Source organism: Pseudarthrobacter sp. MDT1-22 (assembly GCF_054511035.1).
This window is the reverse complement of record NZ_JBTNDK010000020.1, coordinates 1-16,058: the sequence shown is the minus strand read 5'-3', so window position 1 is coordinate 16,058 and position 16,058 is coordinate 1. Positions and strand designations below refer to the sequence as shown.

The 16,058-nt window shown below is 66.7% G+C and carries 15 protein-coding genes; 3 read left to right on the top strand and 12 right to left on the bottom strand.

Annotation, left to right across the window (positions count from 1 at the left end):
• Positions 1–2 precede the first annotated feature (2 nt).
• The 5 genes from ACX80M_RS15290 to ACX80M_RS15270 form a co-directional block, all read right to left on the bottom strand.
• Positions 3–2,924, bottom strand: coding sequence for an FtsK/SpoIIIE family DNA translocase (locus ACX80M_RS15290; RefSeq protein ID WP_252602110.1), 2,922 nt, complete (start codon positions 2,922–2,924; stop codon positions 3–5).
• Positions 2,925–3,054: 130 nt separating this feature from the next.
• A complete protein-coding gene (locus ACX80M_RS15285; RefSeq protein ID WP_252602113.1) occupies positions 3,055–4,746 on the bottom strand; it encodes a ribonuclease J in 1,692 nt (563 codons plus the stop codon).
• Between the two features lie 41 nt (positions 4,747–4,787).
• Complete coding sequence (gene dapA / locus ACX80M_RS15280) at positions 4,788–5,696, bottom strand: 4-hydroxy-tetrahydrodipicolinate synthase (protein ID WP_252602117.1); 909 nt, start codon at positions 5,694–5,696, stop codon at positions 4,788–4,790.
• Positions 5,697–5,821: 125 nt separating this feature from the next.
• Complete coding sequence (locus ACX80M_RS15275) at positions 5,822–6,568, bottom strand: carbon-nitrogen hydrolase family protein (RefSeq protein ID WP_252611194.1); 747 nt, start codon at positions 6,566–6,568, stop codon at positions 5,822–5,824.
• Between the two features lie 4 nt (positions 6,569–6,572).
• Complete coding sequence (locus tag ACX80M_RS15270) at positions 6,573–6,881, bottom strand: hypothetical protein (RefSeq protein ID WP_374209890.1); 309 nt, start codon at positions 6,879–6,881, stop codon at positions 6,573–6,575.
• A 226-nt stretch (positions 6,882–7,107) separates the two neighbouring features.
• On the opposite strand from ACX80M_RS15270, the gene ACX80M_RS15265 reads away from it, so the two are divergent.
• Entirely contained in the window at positions 7,108–8,343 is a 1,236-nt protein-coding gene (locus ACX80M_RS15265) for a heparan-alpha-glucosaminide N-acetyltransferase domain-containing protein (RefSeq protein ID WP_459309929.1), read from the top strand.
• A gap of 59 nt (positions 8,344–8,402) precedes the next feature.
• Here ACX80M_RS15265 and ACX80M_RS15260 read toward each other — a convergent pair whose 3' ends face one another.
• The 7 genes from ACX80M_RS15260 to ACX80M_RS15230 all read right to left on the bottom strand — a co-directional run bounded on the left by ACX80M_RS15260 (position 8,403) and on the right by ACX80M_RS15230 (position 14,074).
• Positions 8,403–8,882 (bottom strand): hypothetical protein, encoded by a 480-nt coding sequence (locus ACX80M_RS15260; protein WP_058929479.1) that lies wholly within the window; start codon positions 8,880–8,882, stop codon positions 8,403–8,405.
• Between the two features lie 3 nt (positions 8,883–8,885).
• A complete protein-coding gene (gene dapB, locus ACX80M_RS15255; RefSeq protein ID WP_252600041.1) occupies positions 8,886–9,656 on the bottom strand; it encodes a 4-hydroxy-tetrahydrodipicolinate reductase in 771 nt (256 codons plus the stop codon).
• Positions 9,657–9,750: 94 nt separating this feature from the next.
• The gene (locus ACX80M_RS15250) at positions 9,751–10,212 is read right to left on the bottom strand and encodes a molybdenum cofactor biosynthesis protein MoaE (RefSeq protein WP_252600040.1); all 462 of its coding nucleotides are present in this window, start codon (positions 10,210–10,212) and stop codon (positions 9,751–9,753) included.
• Positions 10,202–10,771, bottom strand: a complete 570-nt coding sequence (locus ACX80M_RS15245; RefSeq protein WP_252613659.1) for a MogA/MoaB family molybdenum cofactor biosynthesis protein — start codon at positions 10,769–10,771, stop codon at positions 10,202–10,204. The genes ACX80M_RS15250 and ACX80M_RS15245 overlap by 11 nt, the downstream gene beginning before the upstream one ends.
• Complete coding sequence (gene moaC / locus ACX80M_RS15240) at positions 10,768–11,262, bottom strand: cyclic pyranopterin monophosphate synthase MoaC (protein ID WP_252600038.1); 495 nt, start codon at positions 11,260–11,262, stop codon at positions 10,768–10,770. The genes ACX80M_RS15245 and moaC overlap by 4 nt, the downstream gene beginning before the upstream one ends.
• The gene (locus ACX80M_RS15235) at positions 11,250–12,494 is read right to left on the bottom strand and encodes a molybdopterin molybdotransferase MoeA (protein ID WP_308293049.1); all 1,245 of its coding nucleotides are present in this window, start codon (positions 12,492–12,494) and stop codon (positions 11,250–11,252) included. Before ACX80M_RS15235 ends, moaC begins: the two co-directional genes overlap by 13 nt.
• A gap of 23 nt (positions 12,495–12,517) precedes the next feature.
• Positions 12,518–14,074 carry a molybdopterin-dependent oxidoreductase gene (locus ACX80M_RS15230; protein ID WP_252613714.1) on the bottom strand — a complete coding sequence of 519 codons (1,557 nt, stop codon included), beginning with the start codon at positions 14,072–14,074 and terminating at the stop codon, positions 12,518–12,520.
• Between the two features lie 249 nt (positions 14,075–14,323).
• On the opposite strand from ACX80M_RS15230, the gene moaA reads away from it, so the two are divergent.
• Together moaA and ACX80M_RS15220 are read left to right on the top strand one after the other, a co-directional pair.
• Positions 14,324–15,526 carry a GTP 3',8-cyclase MoaA gene (moaA, locus tag ACX80M_RS15225; protein ID WP_459309928.1) on the top strand — a complete coding sequence of 401 codons (1,203 nt, stop codon included), beginning with the start codon at positions 14,324–14,326 and terminating at the stop codon, positions 15,524–15,526.
• Positions 15,527–15,530: 4 nt separating this feature from the next.
• Positions 15,531–15,797: a MoaD/ThiS family protein gene (locus ACX80M_RS15220; RefSeq protein ID WP_252611182.1), complete on the top strand. Its 267-nt coding sequence runs from the start codon at positions 15,531–15,533 to the stop codon at positions 15,795–15,797.
• Positions 15,798–16,058: the final 261 nt, after the last annotated feature.

Genomic DNA, 16,058 nt, shown 5'->3' with positions numbered 1-16,058 from the left:
GGCTACCGTCCGGTGAGTGACCAAGCGTCTTCGGAACCGTCCTCGTCGTCGCCCGAAGTGCCGTCGGCGCCGTCGAAGTACTCAACCTTCTGGCTGCGCTGGTCCAGGTCCGCCTGCACGAGGTCCTCCGCATAACCGCCCTGGGCAATGTTCGCGTTGGCGTTGTCGCTGAGCGCTGCCGTCTGTGAATCAGCAACGGCCGGCGCGTCCTGGCCCTTCATGGCTGCCAGCACCGATGCGAGGTCGTCCGGCTTCACCAGGACGTCGCGTGCCTTGGACCCTTCGGAGGGGCCAACCACTCCCCTGGACTCCAGGAGGTCCATTAACCGTCCGGCCTTGGCGAAGCCCACCCGGAGCTTGCGCTGGAGCATCGACGTCGAACCGAACTGTGTGGTGACAACCAGTTCGGTGGCCGAAAGCAACACTTCCAGGTCGTCCCCGATGTCGTCGTCGATCTGCTTCTTTGGCGCCTCGGGGGCGACATCGTGGCGGTAGTCGACCTTGAGCTGGCCCTTGACGTGTTCCACCACCTTGTGGATTTCAGACTCCGTGACCCAGGCGCCCTGGACACGCATGGCCTTGGAGGCACCCATCGGCAGGAACAGCGCATCGCCCTGGCCGATGAGTTTTTCGGCACCGGGCTGGTCAAGGACCACGCGGGAGTCCGTGACGGAGGACGTGGCGAAGGCCATCCGCGAAGGCACGTTGGCCTTGATCAGGCCGGTGACGACGTCCACGGAGGGCCGCTGGGTGGCCAGGACCAGGTGGATGCCGGCGGCACGGGCCAGCTGGGTGATGCGGACGATGGAGTCTTCGACGTCGCGCGGTGCCACCATCATCAGGTCGGCGAGCTCGTCAACAATCACCAGCAGGTACGGGTAGGGCCGGATGACGCGCTTGGAATCAACGGGCGGCTGGACCTTGCCGGCGCGGACTGCCTTGTTGAAGTCATCGATGTGCTTGAACCCATAGTTGGCGAGGTCGTCGTAACGGGCGTCCATCTCACGGACCACCCACTGCAGGGCCTCGGCAGCCTTCTTCGGGTTGGTAATGATGGGCGTGATGAGGTGCGGGACGCCTTCGTAGGCGGTCAGTTCCACACGCTTGGGGTCCACCATGACCATGCGGACCTCATCCGGGGTTGCCCGCATAAGGATCGACGTGATCATGGAGTTCACGAACGAGGACTTACCGGCGCCAGTGGCACCTGCGACGAGCAGGTGGGGCATTTTGGCGAGGTTCGCCACAACATAGCCGCCTTCGACGTCCTTGCCAACGCCCATCACCATCGGGTGGTCGGTCCGCCGCGCGTTCTGGCTGCGCAGCACGTCACCGAGGGAAACGGTCTCGCGGTCCGTGTTGGGGATCTCGATGCCGATGGCGGACTTGCCCGGGATGGGGCTGAGGATCCGGACATCGCTGGAAGCCACGGCGTAGGAGATGTTCTTGGACAGGGCGGTGACGCGCTCCACCTTGGTGCCCGGGGAGAGCTCGATCTCGTACCGGGTGACGGTGGGGCCGCGGCTGAAGCCGGTGACCTGTGCCTCCACGTTGAACTGGTTAAGGGTCTCGGTCAGCGAAGCCACAATGGCGTCGTTGGCTTCGGTGCGCTCCTTGGGGATGGAGCCCGGGGTCAGAACGTCCGACGGCGGCAGGGTGTAGGTGACGTCGCCCGCCAGTGAGAGTTGCTCGGTCCGCTGCGGAATGGGAGCCGGAAGGGGCATGGGCGTGACGGGCTTGGCAGGCACCTGGGCAACGGCAGCGGGTGCAGCGTTGAGTGAGCCGGCGGCCACCATCCCGGGTGTGACCAGCGGGATGGCCTCAGTGGCGTTGTCCTCTGCCGGAGCCCTCCCTGCAGTGCCGAGGCCCTGGGCCGCTTTGATTTTTTCGACGGCGATTTCCGCCTGGGTGGGGCGGCGCACGCCGGGAGCGGGGCGCGGCCCGCGGCCCGACTTTGCGTCAGTCTCGTCGTCGTCGATGACGGCGTGCTCAAAGGCTTCGTCACCCACGTAGCCTTCCAGCCCGGCGTCGGACTCGTCGTCCTTGCCGAAGAAACGCCGCTTCTTCTTCCGCGGCGCCGGGGTTGCCTTCGATTCCTCGAGGTAGCTGCGGTCGTGGCTGTCCCCGCCGTCGCCGGGTTCCTGCAGGTCCAGGCCCATCAGATGCTCATAGGCACCCCGCAGGCGGCGTGGAATGGCCCCGAAGGGGGTGGCGGTAATGATGAGCAGCGAGATGAAGGCCAGCAGGCCGTAGATCACCACGGGCACTGCCGCGTGGATGGCCCCGAGGGGTGAGGCGGCCAGGAAGCCGAGCATACCGCCGGCCTGCCGGAGGCCGTCGAAGCCTTCGGCAACGGTGGGCTGCCCTCCCACTACGTGGGCAAGGCCGCAGCCCGCAAACGTCATGATGAGGAAACCGATCCCCACCCGGTTGTTTCCGCGGCCGTCGTCGGGCTGCCGGAAGAGCCGGAAGGCACACACAAAAAGCATCAGCGGCAATAGCAGTGACATCCAGCCGAAGGTGCCGTTGACCACGCCGTAGACGGCGTCGGGGAACCAGCCGGTCATTCCCCACCACGCGAAGGTGGCGATGAAGACGCCCAGGGCAAGGTTGAACAGGGCCGCGCCGTCGCGGCGCTCCTCCGCCGGCAGGTCGCTGACGTCGGAGCCGATCCTGCGGACACCGCCGCCGACCAGATGGCCCACGGCCAGCCAGGCGCCGCCGACAATACGCAGGAGCCAGGGCTGCCGCTGTTCGACGGCGGGAAGCTGGCGCGTGCGTGTGGTGCCGGCCGAAGAGCCAGCCCGGCCGCCGGTGCGGCTGGACGCTGTGGCGCCTGCACCGCGGCCCGCCGGGCTGCCGGTTTTGGCGCTGGATTTGCCGCCAGCGGTGCCTCGGGGCGCGGGAGTGGTACGAGTGGCCATACGTGCCACGGTACCGGAACTGGCGCGGTTTTCCGCGGATTTCCGGCTGTTCCCGGCCTCATGTTGCGGATGGGAAAGGCCCGGTTCTACAAGAACCGGGCCTTTGCCATTCCGCTTGCCTTCGGGGCTATTACGCCTCGAGGACCACCGGGATGATCATGGGCTTGCGGCGCAGCTTGCGGTTGACCCAGGTGCCGACAACTCGGCGGACAACCTGCTGGAGCTGGTGGGTGGTGTGGTCCGTGCGGTTGAGCACGGCTTCTTCCAGGGCGGCGTTGATCTTGGGGATGATCTCGTCGAAGACTGAATCGTCCTCGGCCACGCCGCGGGCGTGGATCTCGGGTCCGGAGACCACCTTGCCGGTGGTGCGGTTGATGACGGTGATGATGGAGATGAAGCCTTCATCGCCAAGTGTCTGGCGGTCTTTGAGATCCGCTTCCGTGACTTCGCCGACGCTGGAGCCGTCCACGTAGACAAAGCCCACTTCAACCTGGCCCACCACGTCTGCGCGGTGGTCCTTGAGGTCGATCACGGTGCCGTTGTCGGCAAGGATGACGCTGGCGGTGGGGACGCCGGACTCGATGGCGATCTTGCCGTTGGCGATCAGGTGGCGGGTCTCGCCATGCACGGGCATGGCGTTGAGCGGCTCAAGGATGTTGTAGCAGTAGAGCAGCTCGCCAGCGGCTGCGTGTCCGGAGACGTGCACCTTGGCGTTGCCCTTGTGGATGACGTCCGCGCCGAGCTTGAGCAGGCCGTTGATGATGCGGAAGACGGCGTTTTCGTTGCCCGGGATGAGGCTGGAGGCCAGAATGACGGTGTCGCCGTCGCCCACCACCACGCGGTGGTCACCGGCGGCCATGCGGGAAAGCGCGGCCATCGGTTCGCCCTGGGAACCCGTGGACATCAGCACCACGCGGTTGTCCGGCATGTTGTCGATGTTCTTGATGTCCACGAGGAGGCCGTCGGGAACGTCCAGGTAGCCGAGCTTGGCGGCGATGGCCATGTTGCGGACCATGGAGCGGCCCACGAAGGCCACCTTGCGGTTGTGCTTGGCGGCGGCGTCGAGCACCTGCTGGACGCGGTGGACGTGCGAGGAGAAGGACGCCACGATGATGCGCTTGGTGGCCTGGCCGAACAGCCGTTCCAGCGTGGGTCCGATTTCCTTCTCGGCGGTGGTGAAGCCTGGCACATCCGCGTTGGTGGAGTCGGACATAAAGAGGTCAACGCCCTCTTCACCCAGCTTGGCGAAGTGCCGGAGGTCAGTGATCCGGCCGTCCAGGGGCAGCTGGTCCATCTTGAAGTCGCCCGTGTGCAGGACAGTGCCGCCGGCCGTGCGGATGAACACAGCCAAAGCATCGGGGATCGAGTGGTTGACCGCGACAAACTCGCACTCGAAGGGGCCAAACTTTTCGACCTGGCCCTCTTCAACGGTCATCGTGTACGGACGGATCCGGTGTTCCTGCAGCTTGGCCTCGATGAGCGCCAGCGTCAGCTGTGAGCCCACCAGGGGGATGTCGGCGCGCAGCCGCAGGAGGTATGGAACGGCGCCGATGTGGTCCTCGTGGCCGTGGGTAAGGACAACGGCCACGATGTCGTCGACACGGTTCTCGATGTAAGAGAAATCGGGCAGGATCAGGTCAACGCCGGGCTGCGTCTCCTCCGGGAAGAGGACACCACAGTCCACGATGAGCAGTTTGCCATCAATTTCGAACACGGCCATGTTGCGGCCGATCTCCCCCAGTCCGCCCAGCGGAACGATCCGGAGGGTGCCTTGCGGCAGGCGTGGAGGCGTGACAAGGCCGGGAAGGGCGGTTTGGGTCATAGTGCACTACTTTCCAGGCGGAAGGGTGCTGGTCTTAGCCCTCAGGGAAAGACCAGCCCCGCTTCCGCCAAATCCTCGCGGATGGTTACGATCTCGGCTTCGTCCGGCTCCACGAGGGGCAAACGGACAATCGAGTTGGGCAGGACTCCCTGCCATTTAAGAATTTGTTTGGCTGCAACGGCTCCCTGGACGCGGGTCATCGTTGCCCTCACAACGGGCAGCAGCTCGAAGTTGATCTTACGCGCGGTTTCGAAGTCGTTCGCATTGATGGCGTCGATCAGCTCGCGGAAGCGGCGCGTTGCGACGTGGGTTGTCACACCCACGAGCCCGACGGCGCCAAGGGACATCCACGGAAGGGTCAATCCGTCGTCGCCGGAGTAGAAGTACAGGTCCGTCTCTGCCATCACGCGGCTGGCTGCCATGAAATCGGCTTTGGCATCCTTGACGGCGACGATGTTCGGGTGCTGCGCCAAGCGGATCATGGTTTCGGGCTCGATCGCGATGGAGGAGCGGCCCGGAATGTCATAGAGCATAACGGGCACATCGGTTGCGGAGGCGACGGTCTCGAAGTGTGCCCGGACCCCGGCCTGGCTGGGCTTGTTGTAGTACGGCGTGACGAGCAGCAGGCCGTCGACGCCGAGCGCTGCCGCCTGCTGGGAGAGGCGCACCGAATGTGCGGTGTCGTTCGTCCCGGTGCCGGCGATGATGGCGGCGCGGTCTCCGACAGCCTCCTTGACAGCGCGGAACATGCCAAGGTTTTCTTCATCCGAGAGGGTGGACGTTTCGCCGGTGGTCCCGGTGACGACCAGGCCGTCGCAGCCATCGTCCACAAGCTTGGTGGCCAGTTCGGCCGCCTGCTTGTAGTCCACGGCGCCATCCTTGGTGAAGGGCGTGACCATAGCGGTCAGGAGCGTACCAAGGGCAGGAGCGGTGGCGGATTTGTGAGGCATGGAAAAAACGTTACCCTGTCGGCGGCTGGTTAGGACAATGGGGACGGCGTGATCCGCGTCAACTAGCGGGCCGCGATGCCCTAGGGAATGGGGTCAGCACGCACCGCAGATCGACCCCCGCAGGGTCAGCGGAATTTCCGCAAGGCACTCCGTTGCAGGATGGCGGTGACTATTTCGGTGCCTGTTCCGGCAGCCTTTTTCATTTCGAAGCCATCCGGTCCCCAGAACCCGCTGAGGCCGCAGGTGGGGCCCAGCGCCGTGTGTCCGCCAAGGTTCGCCAAGATGGCGAACATCCTGTTGTCCATGGCCCTGGCTCCGAGATGCAGGCCAAGCCGCCGTTCTTCCGCCTGCGTGTACAGGGCCGAAACGGCATAGATATCCGCGCCGGCCTGGGCTGCCCCGGTGGAGTGGTCCGGAATCGCGGCGTCAAAACAGATGGCCAGCGCGATCTTCCAGCCATCCAGCTCGATCACGACGGCACCGTCGCCCGCGGCAAAGGCCTCCCGCTCCGGGCCGTGGAGGTGGGTTTTGAACCCGAGTCCAGTGGTGCCGTCGGGGTGGATCACGAGACTGGCGAGCCGCGGCGTGCCGTCAGGTTCCCGATAGGCAGCACCTGCCACGGCGGTGATCCCCGTCCGGCGGCAGATTTCGTGGAGATCGGCCAGGCGCGGGTCATCGCGTTGAAGCCACGAGTCGTCAACAGCCAGTAGCGCCAGGTTGTACCCCGTCAACGACAGCTCAGGAAACACCACCAGCCGGGCACCGTGGGATTCGGCGTCCTCGACCAGCCGGACGTGTTCTTGCACGTTCGGGATAATCCCGCCTTCCAGCGCCTGGTACTGCACGGCAGAGACGGTCAGGGCATCAATCACCCCTCTATCCTAGGGATGCGCGCCTGGCCGAGGGAACTACGCCATCCTGCGGCTTCCCTGGCTGGCAGTAACGGTCCACCGCAGCCTCCCGCAGCCCCTCAGCCCAGGCCGCGAGCCGCTGGGCCGCCCGGACGTAGTGGAACAGTTCCGTGGGCGTCAAGGCGTCGAGGTCAGTTTCGTCCAACCTGCGGGCCAGCTCTGCACCCGCCGGCTGGGCGGTGAGTGTGACGCCTTCGTCCTGCCACTGGATGTCCACAGGGGGCCGACCTGCCACGAGCTGGCGGAAGAGGAAGTCCACCACTCCCGGGCTCATCGCTTTCATCAGTCCAACAGGCTGTGCCGAGCCGGGGTACTGGCCGTCCCGAGCGGGGCGCACGGATCCGCCGGCGGTTGGGGATTCCGGGAAGGGTCGCGGCTGGGATGGGGTTTGCATGGTCTCCATATTATTCGAACGTATATTCGAATACAAGGTCTACAAGACCGTGTTTCCGGCTGGCTCTTGGCTGCTGCCATAAAGGTTGGTGTGAGAACATCGCCTCATGACGTCCCGTGCCCCGGCAAGACCCTCGCGGGTGCCTCGAACCTCACAGGCCGTGGGCCGCCTCCGCGGTATTGACGCAGCCAGGGGGCTGGCGCTCCTTGGCATGATGGCCACACATCTGCTCCCAACCTTCGAGGCAAACGCCGACCTCACTCCCACGTGGATCGGCCTGACCTTCTCCGGCCGCGCGGCAGCCCTCTTCGCCGCGTTGGCGGGCGTGGGCCTGGCGCTGTCCACCGGAAAACAGGTACCTCCGGAAGGTGTTGCCCTGAACGCAGCACGCCGCGGCATCGCACTGCGCGCCCTGGTGATTGCCGCCGTCGGGCTCTCATTGGGCGGGCTGGAAGTGAACCTTGCGATCATCCTGGTCCACTACGCCCTGCTTTTCCTGTGCATCCTGCCGTTCCTGGGCCTGAAGCTGAAGGCACTGTGCGTCTGGGCCGTCGGCTGGATCGTGGTTTCCCCGGTCCTCGCATATCTCCTCCGCCCCTGGCTTATGGCAGCCAATCCGCCCCTGAATCTGGGGCACAACCCGTCCTGGGAAGACCTCTCGACCCCGTTCCCTCTGCTGGGAGACCTGTTCCTGACCGGTTACTACCCGGTGTTCCAGTGGCTGTCGTACCTGCTGGTGGGCCTGGTCATTGGCCGGCTGGCCCTCACCAAGGCGATGGTTCCTGTCCTGCTGCTCGCCGGCGGGACTGCGGTGGCCGCACTGGCCAAGGCTTTGGGCACCGCCGCAATGGAGACCTGGGGCGGCCGGGCCGCGCTGGAGGCAGTCCTGAACGCCCCCGGATACCCGCTGGACAGTGTCCTCCAGGTCAACCTCACGGGAATCCGGCAGGAAGGATCGTGGTGGTGGCTGGCGGCCGCGGCACCGCATTCGGCCACCACGCTGGATCTGCTTCACACCTGCGGCGTGGCGGCCGCCGTTGTGGGTGCGTTCCTCCTGCTCGGCAGTCTGGCTGACTGGCTGGACCTGGACCTGTTGCTGCCGCTGCGCGGCGCGGGGGCAATGACGCTCACGCTCTACTCAGCGCATGTGTGGGTGGTTTCGGCGTTCTACCTGAAGCCGCTGCCCCCCGGCTGGACCGAGGCGGGGATGTACTGGGCACATGCCGCGACGGCCATCGCCGTGGGCATCGTGTTTGTCCTCCTGAAATGGCGGGGGCCACTGGAACTGGTGGGCCATGCCGCCAACCAACTGGGGCGCGGCGGACGAGCGGGCCTGCGCTAGCCCGCGCTAGCCCGGTTACAGCTAACCCGCCGCAGAGAGTAGTCGCGGAGAGCAGGCTCCTACGCCGGAACCTGGCCGCGGAACAGCTTCACGGCGTCGCGCATGGAGGCGCGGGCGCGCTTGCGGTCCCCGGCAGCGTCATAGGCGCAGCTGAGCCGGAACCACGAACGCCAGTCACCGGGCGCCGCCTCCGCCTCGGCCTTGTACTTTTCGAATTCCAGGTCCGCGGCCGAGCGGACGATCCGGCCGGCGGGTGTGCGCGGCAGTTCGTCTACCGGGAGCCCGCCTTCGGCCTCCAGGACCTTGGCCATCTGTTCCGTGCGCGCGCCGAACAGCAGTTCACGGATCATAGCCCAGGCGCCGATGGCCGGGAGGACCAGGTAGGCAGCCCCGATGGCCTTGGCGGCGGGGTTGCTGTCCAGCAGCAGGAGCACGGAGCGCTGGAAGGACACCACCAGGTAGAAGACCAGCAGGAGCGTTACGGCACCCACCCAGATCTTGGTGCGGTTCTTCCGGAACGCGGCCAGGAACTCGCCCACGGCCTAGAGCCCCAGGTCCAGGTAGCCGTCCAGGCCCACCGTCAGTCCCGGATGCGCGGCGACGTTGCGCACGCCAAGCAGCACTCCGGGCATAAAAGAAGCACGGTCGAAGGAGTCGTGGCGGAAGGTCAGCTGCTCCCCCGGACCTCCGAGGAGCACCTCCTGGTGGGCCACCAGCCCGCGCAGCCGGACGCTGTGAACGCGGACTCCCTCAACCTCGCAACCCCGCGCGCCCGCGAGTTCACTGGTGGTCGCGTCAGGACTGGGCGGAACGTCCGCAGCCTTGCGCTCGGCAGCAATGAGCTGGGCGGTGCGCACAGCGGTCCCGGATGGCGCGTCAACCTTTTCCGGGTGGTGCAGTTCGATGATTTCCACGGACTCAAAATACTTAGACGCCTTGGCGGCAAAGGCCGAGGCCAGCACGGAGCCTAGGGCAAAGTTGGGGGCGATCAGCACTCCGGTTTCCGGGTGCTCCGCGAGCAGTGCTTCCAGGGCGGCGAGCCACGTGGAATCCCAGCCGGTGGTCCCCACGACGGCGTGCATGCCATGCTCGACGGCGTAGCGCACGTTCGCTTCCGTGCTCTCGGGGACGGTGAGGTCCACTACGATGTCGGCACCCGAAGTGGCCAGCTGGTCCAGCGAGTCGCCGCGTCCCAGGGCGGCTACGAGCATCAGGTCGGAGGCAGCTTCAACGGCCTTTACGGCTTCGGCGCCCATGCGCCCGTTGGCGCCCAGGACAGCCACGCGGGTGGGCGCGGAGAGTTGTTCGGTCATGCCGTTAACCCTACCGTCGGGCCGGGTGCGGGATTGAACCGGAGGCTGTGCGTTACCTCGCAACCGCCGGAAGGCGGAGGGAAGCCCGTACGGCTCAGCTGCCCGCGCCGACCCACTCCACCGTGCCGTCGGCGAAGAACTGCTCCTTCCAGATGGGAACCTGCTCCTTGATGCGGTCCACCAGTTCGGAACACACGGCAAAAGCCTGTCCGCGGTGCGCAGCCGAGACCGCACAAACCAGCGCCGGATCACCGATGTTGAGCATCCCGATGCGGTGGGCAGCCCAGATCCGCACGGGCTGCGTGGCGGCCCCGTCGCCGGCATGTTCGGCGGCCAGCCGCGCGACGACGTCGGCCATTACCTGGTGAGCCGTGGGGTGCGCACTGTAACTGAGCCGCTCCACTGCCTTGCCGCCGTCGTGATTCCGCACTACGCCGCTGAAACTGACCACGGCCCCTGCGGTGTCAGACTCCACCGCAGCGATCGCCTGATCGACGGAGATGGGTTCGGCGCTCAGCACGGCGTGGACCACTTCGAAAACCGGTTCAGTGGCCATGGCCGCCCTCCAGCTGGTCGCACAGGTGCCCGATCAACGGGTCCAGCACCGACAGGCCGTCCATAACGCCCTTGGGTGAGCCGGGCAGGTTAATGATGAACGTCTGCCCGGCAGCTCCCGCATGGCCGCGGCTGAGGGCCGCCAGCGGCGTTTTGGTTGCGCCTTCGCGCCGGATGGCCTCCATGATGCCCGGGATTTCACGGTCCAGAAGGGGCAGGGTGACGTCGGGTGTGCGGTCGTCCGGGCTGAGCCCTGTACCGCCGCTGGTGATCACGACGGCGGGATGCTGGGTGAGGAGGGCCCGGATCGCCGCACCGACGGGCGCGCCGTCCGGCACCACCATGGCGGGGTACGCCTCGAAGCCGTGCTCGGTGAGCCAGTCGATGATGACGGGCCCGGTTTCGTCCTCATAGATGCCTGCGGCGGCCCGGGTGGACGCAATGACAACCCCGGCCTTCCGGCCCTGCACCTCGCCGTGAGTGTGCGGCTCCGGCAGGTGGGGTTGGTGAGTGTGCGGCTCTGTGTTTGGCTCAGCCGGGTAAGTGCTCTCGGTGCTCATAGTGTCCAGTCCCCGCTCTTGCCGCCGCTTTTCGCCAGCACTTTGATGTCGGTCAGCACGGCGTGCTTGTCGACGGCCTTGATCATGTCGTACACGCTGAGGGCAGCCACGGAGGCCGCCGTCAGCGCTTCCATCTCAACCCCGGTGACCCCGCGGGTCTTGACCGTGGCCAGAATCTCCACGGAATCGGTTCCGAGCTCGAAGTCCACAGTGACTTTCGAGAGCGGCAAAGGATGGCAGAGCGGGATGAGTTCGGGGGTCTTTTTTGCCGCCATGATGCCGGCAACCCGCGCCACGGCCAGGGCATCACCCTTGGGCAGGCCGCCGGATCCGAGCAGGCCCAGCACTTCGTCAGTGGTGCGGACGGTGGCAGTGGCGGTGGCTTCCCGCGTGGTTTCGGATTTGCCTGACACGTCCACCATCTGGGCGCTTCCGTCCTGGCGCAGGTGGGTCAGCGCGGACGGGCTATGTTCTGGATTCACAGCATCCATACTTCCACCTCGTCACCTTCGGCGAGCGCCGAGACCCCAACGGGTACGTGCACCAGCGCGTTGGAGCCGGCGAGGGCATGCATGAGGTGGGAGCTTTCGCCCCCTTCCAGGCGGACGGCTCCGTCCCCCTGAAGGGTTCCGCGCCGGACCTGGTGCTTGTGTTCAGGCGACGAAAGGCTGTGGCCCAGCCGTGCGCGGACCGGAATCCGCGGTGCCGGCGATCCAAACAGTTCAGCCAGCACAGGCCGCAGGAACATTTCGAAGGAAACCAGGCAGCTAACAGGGTTTCCCGGGAATCCGAGGAAAGGCAAACCGTCGAACGTCCCGATGCCCTGCGGGCCGCCGGGCTGCATGGCCACATGCAGGAACTCGGTGGCCTGGCCCTCCATGGCCTGGCGGACCACTTCGTAGGCTCCTTTGCTGACGCCGCCCGTGGTAACGATCAGGTCCACCGTGCCGGCGTGGCTGCGCAGGAGTGCCCGGAATTCGTCAGGGTGGTCCGAGGCAATGGCCGTGCGCACCACGGCCAGGCCCGCTTGCCGCATGGCGCTTTCGAGGAGGGTTCCGTTGGAATCGTAGATCTTGCCGGCCGGCAGGGGCTGGCCGGGTTCCACCACTTCGTCGCCCGTGGTGGCCAGCAGGACGGTCACCGGCCTGTGCACAGTAACTTCGGCGATCCCCAGGGCCGCCAGCAGCCCCAGCTGCGCCGGGCCAAGGAAGGTACCCGAGGCCAGCGCCCGCTCCCCCTCCGCAATATCGCTGCCGGCCGACCGCACGAAGGTGCCGGCCGCCGTCGCCGGCAGCCACACAGTGGTTGTTTCCCCCGGGGCGGGGAACCGGTCCGGAACGGCACGTTCCACGGGCACGACGGCGTCAGCACCGGCGGGAATCATGGCTCCCGTCATGATGGGGGCGGCAGTGCCGCGGTCCAGGGCCGCCGGCACGGCACCTGCCGGAACGGGGACACCCACAGGCAGCTCCGCACCGCCGTCGGGCACGTCCAGGCTGTTGACGGCAAAGCCGTCCATTTGGGAGTTGGCGAACGGCGGAAGGTTCAGGGCGGCCATCACGTCCTGGGCCAGGCCCTTGCCCAGCGCGTCGCGAAGTGCCAGCGTTTCCGTCCGTTCCTGGGCCAGCAGGGGCGCCAGCAGTTCGGTGACGGCGGCGCGGTGCAGGGCGACGGACCGTGCCTGGTGGTGCATGTGGCCGCGCTGGTGCGGAGGGCTGTGCATGGTCTTGCCTTCGGTCCGGGCGGTCATGGATTCACGTCAACTCTAATGGTGTGGAAGCCTGTGGCACCGTCGGGAGCAACCGGCCGGCGGTCCTCCACCTGCGGCTCGCCGTTGAGGTCTGTGGCGCGGACCTGGACCTCGTACTGGCCCGGAGCCAGGTCGATGCCCAGCTGCCACTGGTACCAGGTGTCCAGCGAAATCCCGGGCGCGAGGCGGGCCGCCTGCCACGGACCGCGGTTGACCCGGAGCTCCACTTTGCCGACCCCGGTGTGCTGGGCCCAGGCCACGCCGCCAAACATGACCGTTCCAGCACCCACCCGCCGGCCGGTGCGCGGAACGTCGATCCGCGAGGACGTTTTGATGGGGCCGCGGTCGGACCAGCCGCGCGGCGTCCAATAGCCGACGTCGTCCGCGAACCTGGTGAGACGGAGTTCCGTGAGCCATTTGGTCGCGGAAACGTAGCCGTAGAGGCCCGGCACGATCAACCGGACCGGGAAGCCGTGTTCCAGCGGCAACGGTTCGCCGTTCATCCCCACCGCAAGCAGGGCGTCCCGCTGATCAGTGAGGACCTCCAGCGGTGTGCCCGCCGTCCAGCCGTCGGAGCTCCGGGACAGCACCATGTCGGCGCCGGACTGCGGCCGGGCAAGGGCCAGGAGTTCCCGCACCGGCCAGCCGAGCCAGCGGGCATTGCCGATCAGGTCCCCGCCCACTTCGTTGGAGACGCAGGCGATGGTCACATGACGTTCGATCAGCGGCTTGGCCAGCAGATCGGCCAGGTTCAGCTCAATCTCCTGTTCCACCATCCCCGTGACGCGGAGTACCCAAGATTCAGGGTCGAGGGACGGGACGATCAGGGCGGTGTCAATCCGGTAGAAGTCCCGGTTCGGTGTAACCAGCGGCTGCATCCCGTCCAGGCCGACCTCGGCGCCGGCCGGGATGGCGGGCGCTCCGGAGACTGCGGCAGGCAGTTGCAGCATCTCGCGGGCAGTACTGATGCCGGAGGCTGCACCTCGCCAGACCGCGGCCACAACCCCGCCAACGGCGGTGGCCCCCGCGCTCGCAGCCAAGACCTGCAGGAACGTGCGCCGCCCGGCGGTTGCTGCTGTCCCCGCGGGAACTTGCGCCGTCGCGGCGTTTGTCCCGGCTGCTGTCCCCGCTGCACCTGTTCCAGCTGCGCCGGCCGGGTGCCCTTCGTGGAGCCGCCGGATCAGCCATCCCAGCTGCAGGGCACCGGACAGGGCTGCGGCCAGTGCCACTACAGCCGCGGCCGGGGTCATCTGGGCACGCGTGAGGACCGCACTGAGCCCGACGAGCCCAAAAACAGCAATCACCGCCCCACCGGCAAACCGCCTGCGCTGCTCCAGGATCCCTGCCAATGCCCCGACGGCCGCGATAACCAGCAGCATCCCGCCCACGAACACCGCTTTGTCGGCGGTGCCGAAAAGCGAGATGGCCCAGTCCTTCACACCCGGCGGAACAGCGTCGATCACGGCTCCGCCGACTGCCGTCAAGGGCGAGAGGGACGGACTGAACAGACCTGCCAGCAGCTCCCCTATTACGACGGCGGCGCCGGCGGCCACGGCTCCCGACGCGGCGGCCCAGCGACGGCTGCCTCGAGCGGCACCGTCGGTTCCCGAGCGCCCTGGAGAGGTGGCGCCGTCGTCGGCCGTTTCCTGCAGGGGCTGGGAGCTGTTCACCTCTCCAGCATAGGTTCGCCGGGCCCCGGCGGCGCGGGACTTCGCCACCGTTCGGAGGGACTTCCGGCGATGGAGCGGATCCCGGGCGTCATGGGCGTGATCCCGGGGGTAAACGTGGCGTAGCCTGAATTCATGAGTGTTCAGCTAGGCATGCCACAACCCCGGGAGGATGCAGGGCCGGGGCTGCCGCCTGCCCGGCCGGCCGGCACGGCGCCGGGACTGCTGGACCAGTACGGCCGCCGGGCCACGGACATGAGGCTGTCGCTGACGGACAAATGCAATCTGCGCTGCACCTACTGCATGCCGGCCGAGGGGCTTGAATGGCTTTCCAAGCAGGCCGTGATGTCCGCCGAGGAGATCGTGCGGATTGTCCGGATCGGCGTGGAGCTGCTCGGTGTTCGCGAACTGCGTCTGACGGGCGGGGAGCCACTGGTCAGGGCGGACCTGATTGACATCATTGCGGCCCTGCGCAGCAACCATCCGGAACTGCCCATCTCCATGACCACCAACGGCGTGGGCCTGGACAAGAAGGCCGCCACGCTCAAGGCTGCGGGCCTGACCCGCATCAACGTCTCACTGGATTCGCTGCACGAAGAAACCTTCACCAAGCTGACCCGGCGCCCCTTCCTGGACCGTGTCCTGGCCGGCGTCGATGCCGCCTGGGCCGCGGGACTGGGCCCCGTCAAACTCAACGCCGTCCTGATGCGGGGCATCAACGACACCGAGTCGCCGTCCCTGCTCGCCTGGGCGCTGGACCGCGGCTACGAACTGCGCTTCATCGAGCAGATGCCGCTCGACGCAGACCACGGCTGGACCCGCCGGAACATGATCACCGCGGCCGAGATTCGCACTCTGCTCTCGCGCGACTTTGTGTTGAGTCCCGATCCCCGCGCCCGCGATGGAGCCCCCGCGGAACGCTTTGAAGTACGACGCCGGGCAGCCGGGACCGCGGGGCCGGATAGTCCCGTGCTGGGTACCGAGGGACTAGTGTATGCCGCTAACGTGCATCGGCCGGAAGGCGTGGAGGCGGCGCCGGAAGCCCAAGGGCCGGTGCTCGGCACCGTGGGCATCATCGCGTCCGTCACGGAGCCGTTCTGCTCCGACTGCCGTCGCACACGGATCACCGCCGAGGGCAAGATCATGAGCTGTCTGTTCTCCCGTGAGGAGTTTGATCTCTTGGGTCTTCTGCGGGACGGCGCCGGTGATCAGGCCCTGGCCGAACGCTGGCAGGATGCCATGTGGGTCAAGCCAAAGGCCCACGGCATGGACCACACAGGTCTCGGCGCGGCGGACTTTGTCCAGCCGGACCGCAGCATGAGCGCCATCGGAGGCTGAATTCTTGAACGTACGTTACTTCGCTGCCGCACGCGCTGCCGCTGGGGTCGAAGAAGAGCTCTTCGATCTCGCGCCGGGGGCCACAGTGGCCGACCTGCTGCTGGCAGTCCTGGCTGTGGACCGCGCCGAGCCCGCTGCCGGCACTCCTCCCCTGCAACGTATCCTGTCCCGGAGCAGTTTCCTGCTCAACGAGGTGGCCGTCCGGGACCGCACGACTGTGTTAAATCCGGGCGATGTGGTCGACGTGCTGCCTCCGTTCGCCGGCGGGTAGGACACCTTGCAGACGGCGCGAGGGGACACTTGAGGCCCCGGATCTTGGCGCGAACGAACATTTGAGGCCCCGCGTCCTTGGTGCGAACGGACAGTTGAGGCCCCTGCAACGACACCTTGAAACCGCCCACGGATGCAGGCACTTACAGTTGCTTCGCGGAGTTATGCACATAGCGATTCAGCCTCGCCGTTATTGTCAGACCCTCGCGGGATGATTTGAGTATGGATAGCAGAGCAGCTGTAGCGACGGCGGAGGCCCTTT